Consider the following 10,163-nt stretch of genomic DNA (forward strand, 5'->3'; position numbering starts at 1 on the left):
ATGACCTTTGTCTAATTGCCGGTCAAATGCGACCTGCTATGAATGCCTAAAGCCAGGCCGGGCTGCTTCATTTTGTCCGGTGTCCGTGTGAGGAGGAGTTCCATGTCGGAAAAGATCTACCCGGTGCAAAAGCCGGTGAAGAACCATGCGCTTATCGATAAGGCCAAGTACGAAAAATGGTACGAGGAAAGCATCGAGAACCCCGATAAGTTTTGGGGCAAGCATGGCAAGCGGATCGACTGGTTCAAGCCCTACACCAAGGTCAAGAACACGTCTTTCACAGGCAAGGTCTCGATCAAGTGGTTTGAGGACGGGCAGACCAACGTTTCGTACAACTGTATCGACCGGCACCTGAAGACCAACGGCAATCAGGTGGCCATCATCTTTGAAGGCGACAATCCTTACGTCGACAAGAAGATTACCTACAACGAGCTCTATGAGCATGTTTGCCGTATGGCGAACGTCATGAAAAAGCATGGCGTCAAGAAAGGTGATCGCGTCACCATCTACATGCCGATGATCCCGGAAGCAGCCTATGCGATGCTCGCCTGCGCTCGCATCGGAGCCGTGCATTCGGTCGTATTCGGCGGCTTCTCGCCGGAAGCGCTGGCCGGCCGCATCGTCGACTGCGAATCGACTTTCGTGATCACCTGCGACGAGGGCGTCCGCGGCGGCAAGCCGGTGCCGTTGAAGGATAATACCGATACAGCAATTCATATTGCCGCTCGCCAGCATGTTATTGTCGACAAGGTTCTGGTGGTCCGGCGTACGGGCGGCAAGACCGGTTGGGCGCCAGGTCGCGACCTCTGGTATCACCAGGAGATCGCGACGGTTAAGCCTGAGTGCCCGCCGGTGAAGATGAAGGCGGAGGATCCGCTGTTTATCCTCTACACTTCAGGCTCCACGGGAAAGCCGAAGGGTGTGCTGCATACAACGGGCGGCTATCTTGTCTATGCAGCGATGACCCACGAATATGTGTTCGACTACCACCCGGGTGATATCTACTGGTGCACCGCCGACGTGGGCTGGGTGACCGGCCATTCCTACATTGTCTACGGTCCGCTTGCGAATTGCGCGACGACACTGATGTTCGAAGGCGTGCCGAATTTTCCGGATCAGGGCCGATTCTGGGAAGTCATCGACAAGCATAAGGTCAATATCTTCTACACAGCGCCGACGGCGATCCGCTCGCTGATGGGCGCCGGCGATCACTTCGTCACGCGCTCGGCGCGTTCGAGCTTGCGCTTGCTCGGAACGGTCGGCGAGCCGATCAATCCCGAAGCTTGGGAGTGGTATTACAATGTCGTTGGCGACAAGCGCTGCCCGGTGATCGATACATGGTGGCAGACGGAAACCGGCGGCCACATGATCACGCCGCTTCCCGGTGCGACAGACCTGAAACCGGGTTCGGCGACGAAGCCGTTCTTCGGCGTCAAGCCGCAGCTTGTCGACAACGAAGGCAAGGTCCTGGAGGGAGCTGCCGACGGAAACCTCTGCATCACAGATAGCTGGCCTGGACAGATGCGTACCGTCTACGGCGACCACGAGCGCTTTATCCAGACCTACTTCTCGACGTATAAAGGCAAATATTTCACCGGTGACGGCTGCCGACGGGATGAGGATGGCTATTACTGGATCACAGGTCGCGTCGATGACGTGCTGAACGTCTCGGGCCATCGCCTCGGCACCGCCGAGGTCGAGTCCGCGCTCGTTTCGCACAATCTTGTGTCGGAGGCCGCGGTCGTCGGTTACCCGCATCCGATCAAGGGGCAAGGCATTTATTGCTACGTGACGCTGATGGCCGGCAATGAGGGCTCGGACGAATTACGGCAGCAACTGATCAAGCATGTTCGCGGTGAGATCGGCCCGATCGCCGCGCCTGACAAGATACAGTTCGCACCGGGTCTTCCGAAGACCCGTTCGGGCAAGATCATGCGCCGCATCCTGCGCAAGATTGCCGAGGACGATTTCGGCTCTCTGGGCGATACCTCGACGCTTGCCGATCCGGCGGTTGTCGATGACCTGATCGCAAACCGCCAGAACAAGGCGATTGCCTAATGAAAAAAGCCGCCCTGAGTGATCGGGGCGGCTTCGTTTTTTAGGGACAGGCTTCCCGCGGTTTTCGGCCGCCATCGTATGCCCGGACCATTCCTTCATCCAAAAGGTTCTGAGCCGGATCCCGGCCGTCCGAAAGTGTGACATTTGCCAGGATACGGCCGAAATACTTGTCGCCCTCGATGTGGGTAAGCCGGATTTCAGGTGATCCTGAGGTCAGTCCTTCCAGCGCATGGCGAGCATCAATCCCCGCGCGCCTTACTTCAGCACAGCTGGAGTGCATTTCGGGGGCGTCGATACCGCGAATCCGAACGTAGACTTCCATTGTCTGCTGCGGCCACGGACGCGCTTCAACCAGCAGCGTGTCTCCGTCGATCACTCGTAGGATTTCAGCTGCTACCGGCCCTTCTATTTCGTCGCGTGCCACGGATGCGACAGGAGACACCATAAGGGTCAGAGCAATAAGTGAAGCAATTTTCCTCATAAAAGGAATAAATTCCGATCAACAGGGAAGGTCAATAGGAATATTTACTTAGAAATCGATCGCCCTGCCATTTATTTCCCAGTCTCCGAAACGGGAGGGATCGGCACCGCCGCGACCACCGATCTCTGCCGGCATTTCCACCGGCTTCTCATTTCGACGACGCGCTTCCGCCTCGGCAAGCGCGCGCTTGGCAGCTGGCGAAAGCAACTTGCGAGGCGTCTCGGCCGTCACGGTTTCGTTGTTGTCGTTATCTGCTGCCTGCATCACGCGATTCCGCCTGAAAAATATTGAAAATGGCTGGTGAATGACCAAATCATAGTGCGCCGGCGCCGCAATTGAAACCCTCTAGCCTTGTGCGGTCCGCTTAGGGGTATTTGGAGACAGCAATGAACCTCATCCGTACAGCCATGTTGCTTGCCTTCATGACCGCGTTGTTCATGGCCGTCGGCTTTCTGATTGGCGGACGCGGCGGGATGATGATTGCGTTCCTGATAGCCGCCGGCATGAACTTCTTTTCCTATTGGAATTCCGACCGAATGGTCCTGTCGGCCTATCGTGCCCAGGAAATCGACGAGCGGAATGCGCCGGAGTTCTTCTCAATCATAAGAGACTTGGCGCGCAATGCCGGCCTGCCCATGCCGAAGGTTTATTTGTATGACAGCCCGCAGCCAAATGCTTTTGCAACCGGCCGCAATCCCGAGAATGCCGCTGTCGCTGCCTCCACCGGCCTGCTGAGCGCATTGTCGCCGGAAGAAGTCGCCGGTGTCATGGCGCATGAGCTTGCGCACGTGCAAAACCGTGACACCTTGACGATGACGATTACGGCGACGCTCGCTGGCGCGATCTCGATGCTTGGCAACTTTGCATTCTTCTTCAGCGGCAACCGCGAGAACAACAACAATCCACTCGGTTTTATCGGCGTATTGCTGGCGATGATCGTTGCACCGCTTGCCGCCATGATGGTTCAGATGGCCATCAGCCGGACGCGCGAATATTCGGCCGATCGCCGAGGGGCAGAGATCTGCGGCAATCCCCTATGGCTTGCTTCGGCTCTCGGAAAGATTGCGCGGAGTGCCTCGCACGTGCCGAACTATGATGCCGAGCGCAATCCTGCCACCGCGCACATGTTTATCATCAATCCGCTGACCGGTGCGGGCATGGACAATCTGTTTTCCACACATCCGAATACGGAAAACCGGATCGCCGCGCTGGAGGAAATGGCACGGAGCGGCATGAATGTCTCGACGCCGCAGGCTCGCGCTGATAATCCGACGCGCAAATCGCGCTCGGTTCCGGATACGGGCCTTGGTCGCGGTGGTTCACAACCGCCGAAAGGTCCGTGGTCTTGAATTCAGACGGCAAGAAGAAGCCATTTCGTAAGCAGCCTTCCAACGCACGGCCTGTCCCGGGTCCGGCAAAACCTGGATTGCAGGTTCGTGCCGCTGCCGCCAAGATCCTGGCTGCAGTTGTGGACCGCAAGCTCCCGCTTGATGGCGCGTTGGACAATGAGCATGGCAATCCTGCCTACAAAGCGCTCAACGAGAGTGATCGAGCGCTCGTGCGGGCCATTCTCAATGCGACGCTGCGCCATTTGCCGCGTATCGACGCCGCGATCTCTCAGCTGCTCGAATCTCCGCTGCCAGAAGGCGCGCGGGCACTCCATCACGTCCTCGCAATTGGTGCTGCCCAGATCCTGTACCTTGATGTACCTGATCACGCGGCGGTTGATCTTGCTGTAGAACAGGCAAGCCATGATCCGCGCAGTCGTCGTTTCGCCAAACTGGTGAACGCGATCCTGCGTCGCCTTGGCCGGGAGAAGGAAGAGATTCTCGCTCATGTCAGCGCGATTCCCGTCATGCCGGAATGGTTCCTCCAAAGGCTCGAGCGGGCCTATGGCAGGGAAAGAGCACATTCGATTTCTGAATCACAGCTGGAACCTGCCGCGATTGATCTCACCGTCAAAGCCGATGCAGAAGGCTGGGCCAAACGGCTGAATGGCTTCGCGTTGCCGACAGGTGGTGTGCGGCTGGCGGCCTTCGAAGGCGGTATTCCCTCACTCGAAGGATTTTCAGACGGGGCATGGTGGGTGCAGGACGCGGCCGCCAGCATTCCCGCCCAGCTTTTTGGCGATCTTGCAGGTAAGCGCGTCGCCGACCTGTGCGCGGCGCCTGGCGGGAAGACGGCTCAGCTGGTTCTCGCCGGTGGCGACGTCACGGCGGTCGAGCAATCCGAAAATCGTATCAAGCGGTTGCGATCGAATCTCGAGCGCTTGGGTTTGCGCGCCAAGACGATTTCATCCGATCTGACGAAGTACCAGCCAGAGGAACTATTCGACGCTATACTGCTGGACGCGCCCTGTTCGTCCACAGGAACGACGCGCAGGCATCCGGATGTTCTCTGGACCAAGGGGCCGGAGGATATAGTGAAGCTTGCAGCTCTTCAGGAGCGTCTTCTGAGGCATGCTGTTGCCTTCCTGAAGCCGGGTGGTACCATTGTTTTCTCCAACTGCTCGCTGGATCCGATCGAAGGCGAAGATGTAGTAGCCCGCGTTCTTGCGGATACACCGAGCATGGAGCGTGTTGCGATCGATGCCAAGCGCTGGCCTGGGCTGGAAGCCGCGATCAGCCCGCTCGGCGAATTCCGAACGACCCCTGACATGCTGGAGGCTCCGTCCGGATTTGCTGGTGGCCTCGATGGCTTCTATGCCGTCGTCATGCGCCGTGTTGCCTGATCGAAGGGCAACTGGCATAGTTGAGCACTTGTCACAATTTGATACGTAAGTGTCACTGATTCCCGGCTTATTCACCTTTTCTTAACGACGCGGGTCAATAGACGATAGATATGTGGTCCGGGCGGTTCTCGACTCTTTACATGGGGGAGGCTTGGCGGCGCGCGATGTGCCGCGGAGCAATCCTGCGGCTGCGCCTGTTTCGGCACACGGTCAAGGCGCCGGAACGCCTGACCGTTGCGCCTACGGACCTGCGAGCCGTCGATCCACATGTGGCCGAGGAAATCCTGAATGGCCGTTTCCCGCTTGCCGGACGTCTTCTTGAAACGGGCGGAAAGTCGCCCTTCAATTTCAGCCTCCCCTCACGATCCTTCGCCGTGCGGCTTCACAGTTTCGGCTGGCTCCGGCACATGCGGACCAGGAAAAGCGATCTCCACTCAAGTGTCGCTCGTTCCATCGTCAACAACTGGCTGTCTCTGCACGGAGGGCGTATCGAAGGCATCGCCTGGGAGATCGATGTCACGGCACAGCGTGTGATTGCGTGGCTCTCTCATTCTCCCGTTGTACTTCACAATGCGGATCACGGTTTCTATCGCCGTTTTCTGCGGTCGCTCGCGTTTCAGGTCCGCTTTCTGCGCGCAATGGCAAAGCATGCCCCACCGGGAGAGGTTCGTTTTCGTCTGCGTATTGCCCTTGCAATGGCTTCGATTGCAATGCCAACGCGTGCGGGCGTGCTGCGGCGCGCCGCCGAGGCTCTGGATCAAGAGTTCGATAGCCAGATTTTGCCCGATGGCGGCCATATATCGCGCAATCCGCGAGTCGGCTTGGAGCTGCTGCTCGATCTTCTTCCGTTGCGGCAGACCTATGTCAATCTTGGCCATGACCTGCCACAGAAACTGATCTCGGGCATTGACCGCATTTATCCAGCCCTGCGCTTCTTCAGACATCAGGACGGTGATCTGGCTCTTTTTAATGGTGCGACATCGACCCTTGCGACGGAGCTGATGTCGCTTCTGCGCTACGACGAGTCTGCGGGAGACCCCTTCAAGGCCATGCCTCATTCCCGCTATCAGCGGTTGGCCGCGGGGAGGACGGTGGTTATCGCCGACACAGGATTGCCCCCCGCTGGCGGCCTGTCGCGCACCGCTCACGCCGGTTGCCTGTCGTTCGAGATGTCATCCGGGCGCCATCGCTTTCTCGTGAACGCAGGATCGCCGAAATTTGCCGGCCGGCGCTATGTCCAGATTGCGCGTACGACGGCGGCCCACACCACGGTTACCGTCGACGATACCTCCTCGAGCCGGTTTGCGCCGTCGGATTTCGTCTCGAATGTGATTACCGATGGCGTGAAGACCGTGAGCGTCGATCGTGTGCTCGCCGATGATGGGCGAGACGTGATCAAAGCAAGCCACGACGGCTATCTGGAAGCTTACGGGGTGCTGCATGAACGCGAACTGACCTTGAACGCGACCGGACTGATCATCACGGGTTGCGACCGGCTTACTACGCCGGAAGGAAAAATCGAGGGTTCTGTGCGAGCTATCGCGCGATTTCATGTGCACCCTTCGATAAACCTTAAGCAAATCGACAAAGAGTCCGTGATGTTGACGGCGCCCGACGGAGAGACCTGGCTGTTCTCCTCGCCCGGCAGCGAACTACTGGTTGCCGAGGACGTGTTCTTCGCGGACGCCTCGGGCATCTGCGGGTCAGATCAGATCGAGATCGCCTTCTCCTACCCTGATCGGCCGGAAATACGCTGGTTTTTATCGCGCAAGAGCTAGCGAGTGTTTCCGCGGGCGTAAAGCTGTGCTAACGCGGCGCCATCATCCTCTTATCCCTCGCCGGATATCTCCTGAAGACCAAACGGAGAAGCCTCATGGCCGTTGTTTCCAAGAAAATTCCCGCACCCGACAAAGTAGCAGTCAAGACCGCCCTGCTTTCGGTGTCTGACAAGACCGGTATCGTTGAGCTCGCGCGTGCGCTTGCTGACAAGGGCGTTCGCCTCTTGTCGACAGGGGGCACTCACAAGGCAATTGCAGCGGCTGGCCTTGCTGTAACCGATGTTTCCGACGTCACGGGTTTTCCGGAAATCATGGATGGTCGAGTGAAGACCCTGCATCCGAAGGTGCACGGCGGCCTGCTTGCCATCCGGGACGACGCGGAACACCAGGCGGCAATGAAGGCGCATGGCATCGAGGGCATCGACCTTGTGGTTATCAACCTCTATCCGTTCGAAGACGTCCGAGCAGCCGGCGGCGACTACCCGACGACCGTCGAGAACATCGATATCGGCGGTCCGGCAATGATCCGCGCATCGGCCAAGAACCATGCCTATGTGACAATCCTGACCGATCCTGAGGACTATCCCGCCCTGCTCGAGCAGCTCGCAGCGGATGCCGGCCAAACTGCTTATGCCTTCCGCCAGCGGATGGCAGCCAAGGCGTTTGCTCGTACGGCAGCTTACGATGCCATGATCTCCAATTGGTTTGCTGAGGCGCTTTCGATCGACACCCCGCGTCATCGCGTCATTGGCGGTGTGCTCAAGGAAGAGATGCGCTATGGCGAGAATCCGCACCAGAAAGCTGCATTCTATGTGACGGGCGAGCGCAGGCCCGGCGTTGCCACCGCGTCACTGCTTCAGGGCAAGCAGCTCTCCTACAACAACATCAATGACACCGATGCAGCCTATGAGCTTGTCGCCGAGTTCCTGCCGGAGAAGTCCGCAGCCTGCGCGATTATCAAGCACGCAAACCCCTGCGGCGTAGCAACCGGCGCCAACCTGCTCGAAGCTTACAAGCGCGCGCTTGCCTGCGATTCCGTTTCCGCCTTCGGCGGCATCATCGCGCTCAACCAGACGCTCGATGCGGAAACGGCGGAAGAGATCATCAAGCTCTTTACCGAAGTCATTATCGCGCCCGACGTTACCGATGAGGCGAAAGCCATCGTCGCGCGCAAGGCAAACCTCCGGCTGCTGACAGCGGGCGGTCTACCGGACCCGAGATCTGCTGGTCTGACGGCGAAAACCGTTTCCGGCGGGTTGCTCGTCCAGAGCCGGGACAACGGCATGGTCGAGGATCTTGAGCTGAAGGCGGTGACCAAGCGCGCGCCGACCCAGCAGGAACTCGAAGACATGAAGTTTGCATTCAAGGTTGCCAAGCACGTCAAGTCCAACGCTGTGGTCTATGCCAAGGATGGACAGACCGCCGGCATCGGTGCAGGTCAAATGAGCCGCGTGGATTCCGCACGTATCGCAGGCCTGAAGGCTGAGGAAGCGGCGAGAGCTCTTGGTCTTGTTGAGCCGCTGACGCGTGGATCTGCCGTTGCCTCAGAGGCGTTTCTACCCTTTGCCGATGGCTTGCTGTCGATGATCGCTGCAGGTGCTACGGCGGTTATCCAGCCCGGGGGATCGATGCGCGACCAGGAAGTGATCGACGCTGCCAACGAACACAATGTCGCGATGGTCTTCACCGGTATGCGCCACTTCCGGCACTGAAGCTCCGCCTGTTACGCCCTGTCCGCTGGATAGGGCGTACGGATAAGCAGGATCAGCCCTCCTGCCAGGAATAGTACCAAGGTCGCCATTCCAAGTCGCGACGAGCCGGTCATATAGGTGATGGCTGAGAAGAACAGCGTTGCCAGGAAGCTGGTAGCGCGGCCGGAAAGCGCGTAGATACCGAAATAGCGGCCCGCTTCGTTCAGGCTCACGCTGCGTGCGAGGTAGGAGCGCGATGAGGCCTGCACCGGCCCAAAAGCGAGACCGATCAGCAAACCATACAAAATGTAAGCCTTTTCAGCTGCTGTGCCAAAGAGGCCGCCGGAATCGGCGGTTGGCAACTCAAGCCAGCGAAAGAGCGTATATCCAGGTCCCGTCGATACAATCCCGATGGTTGCGAGCATCAGCATGACCAGGCTGATGACGATCGTCGATTTGGAGCCGATACGCCGATCGACGCGGCCGGCAATGATGCAGCCGAAAATCGCAACGACGTTGAGTATGATCCCGTAGATCCCGATCTCGATCGTCGCCCATCCAAACATGCCAGCGGCAAAGGCACCGCCCAGGATCAACAGTCCGTTGACGCCATCCTGATAGATCATCCGCGCGATCAGGAAACGGACAATCCCACGGCGTTGCTTGAGTTCGCCAAGCGTGCTTTTCAGCTCGGCAAGGCCGGTGCGGACGGCGGCTCTGAAGGGCAGGCCCTTGCTGATGTCAGGCGTGAAAAAGAACATCGGAAGGATGAAGATCAGATACCATAGGGCCGAGATCGGTCCCGTGATGCGCGCATCCTCACCCTGGTGCGGATCGAGACCGAACAACGGCTCTAGACCGAGAATTGTCTTGCCGGATTCGAGATTCCCCGCAAGCAGAACGACGACTGCGATCAGCACGATCATCCCGCCGAGATAGCCGAGGCCCCAGGCCGTATTGGATAGCTTTCCGACCTCGTCCTTGCTGACGAGGCGGGGCATCATGGAATCGTTGAAGACAATGGAAAATTCCGCCGCGATCGAAGCCAGGATCATGAAGATCATGGGATAGATCACAGGCGAGCCGGGGGCTGCAAACCAGAGCCCGAAGAGGCTTGTGATCTTGATGACGGCAAAGAATGCAATCCAAGGTTTTCGAGCGCCGGACTGGTCGGCGATTGAACCTAGCACAGGCGACAGTATGGCAATGATCACCGAGGAGATCGTCGCCATGTTGCTCCATGTCGTCTGCGCCGAGACCGGGTCGGCCGTCAGGCGCGACACAAAGTAGGGGCCGAAGATGAAGGTCGTTACGACTGTGAAGAACGGTTGGGCCGCCCAGTCGAAGAGCATCCAGCCCCAGATGCCCTTCTCCGATGCCCTAGCCGGCTGCGTTCCCGTCCAGTCGATTCGATTCACAATCCG

8 protein-coding genes are annotated in these 10,163 nt (G+C 58.5%); 5 read left to right on the top strand and 3 right to left on the bottom strand.

Annotated elements, in window-relative coordinates:
* Positions 1-102 precede the first annotated feature (102 nt).
* Positions 103-2,058, top strand: a complete 1,956-nt coding sequence (gene acs / locus JNB88_RS10970; protein ID WP_220355499.1) for an acetate--CoA ligase — start codon at positions 103-105, stop codon at positions 2,056-2,058.
* Positions 2,059-2,098: 40 nt separating this feature from the next.
* On the opposite strand, the gene JNB88_RS10975 is transcribed toward acs, so the two are convergent.
* Both JNB88_RS10975 and JNB88_RS10980 read right to left on the bottom strand, forming a co-directional pair.
* Positions 2,099-2,539, bottom strand: coding sequence for a thermonuclease family protein (locus JNB88_RS10975; protein WP_220355500.1), 441 nt, complete (start codon positions 2,537-2,539; stop codon positions 2,099-2,101).
* Positions 2,540-2,587: 48 nt separating this feature from the next.
* Positions 2,588-2,803: a DUF1674 domain-containing protein gene (locus JNB88_RS10980; RefSeq protein ID WP_220355501.1), complete on the bottom strand. Its 216-nt coding sequence runs from the start codon at positions 2,801-2,803 to the stop codon at positions 2,588-2,590.
* 122 nt (positions 2,804-2,925) lie between these two features.
* Here JNB88_RS10980 and htpX point away from each other — a divergent pair, with 122 nt between their 5' ends.
* The 4 genes from htpX to purH all read left to right on the top strand — a co-directional run bounded on the left by htpX (position 2,926) and on the right by purH (position 8,760).
* Positions 2,926-3,888 carry a zinc metalloprotease HtpX gene (gene htpX, locus JNB88_RS10985; protein ID WP_220355502.1) on the top strand — a complete coding sequence of 321 codons (963 nt, stop codon included), beginning with the start codon at positions 2,926-2,928 and terminating at the stop codon, positions 3,886-3,888.
* Positions 3,879-5,270: an RsmB/NOP family class I SAM-dependent RNA methyltransferase gene (locus JNB88_RS10990; RefSeq protein WP_220355503.1), complete on the top strand. Its 1,392-nt coding sequence runs from the start codon at positions 3,879-3,881 to the stop codon at positions 5,268-5,270. Before htpX ends, JNB88_RS10990 begins: the two co-directional genes overlap by 10 nt.
* Before the next feature lie 110 nt (positions 5,271-5,380).
* Positions 5,381-7,048 (top strand): heparinase II/III family protein, encoded by a 1,668-nt coding sequence (locus JNB88_RS10995; RefSeq protein WP_220355504.1) that lies wholly within the window; start codon positions 5,381-5,383, stop codon positions 7,046-7,048.
* 95 nt (positions 7,049-7,143) lie between these two features.
* The gene (gene purH, locus JNB88_RS11000) at positions 7,144-8,760 is read left to right on the top strand and encodes a bifunctional phosphoribosylaminoimidazolecarboxamide formyltransferase/IMP cyclohydrolase (protein ID WP_220355505.1); all 1,617 of its coding nucleotides are present in this window, start codon (positions 7,144-7,146) and stop codon (positions 8,758-8,760) included.
* Between the two features lie 11 nt (positions 8,761-8,771).
* On the opposite strand, the gene JNB88_RS11005 is transcribed toward purH, so the two are convergent.
* Complete coding sequence (locus tag JNB88_RS11005; protein ID WP_220355786.1) at positions 8,772-10,160, bottom strand: MFS transporter; 1,389 nt, start codon at positions 10,158-10,160, stop codon at positions 8,772-8,774.
* Between the last annotated feature and the right edge of the window lie 3 nt (positions 10,161-10,163).

The sequence above is a fragment of the Rhizobium cauense genome (genome assembly GCF_019511525.1).
GTDB lineage: Bacteria > Pseudomonadota > Alphaproteobacteria > Rhizobiales > Rhizobiaceae > Rhizobium > Rhizobium cauense.

Excerpts from the sequence above, each read along its gene's own strand:
- acs (WP_220355499.1), top strand. The coding sequence starts at position 103 with ATGTCGGAAAAGATCTACCCGGTGCAAAAGCCGGTGAAGAACCATGCG.
- JNB88_RS10975 (WP_220355500.1), bottom strand. The coding sequence starts at position 2,539 with ATGAGGAAAATTGCTTCACTTATTGCTCTGACCCTTATGGTGTCTCCT.
- JNB88_RS10980 (WP_220355501.1), bottom strand. The coding sequence starts at position 2,803 with ATGCAGGCAGCAGATAACGACAACAACGAAACCGTGACGGCCGAGACG.
- htpX (WP_220355502.1), top strand. The coding sequence starts at position 2,926 with ATGAACCTCATCCGTACAGCCATGTTGCTTGCCTTCATGACCGCGTTG.
- JNB88_RS10995 (WP_220355504.1), top strand. The coding sequence starts at position 5,381 with ATGTGGTCCGGGCGGTTCTCGACTCTTTACATGGGGGAGGCTTGGCGG.
- purH (WP_220355505.1), top strand. The coding sequence starts at position 7,144 with ATGGCCGTTGTTTCCAAGAAAATTCCCGCACCCGACAAAGTAGCAGTC.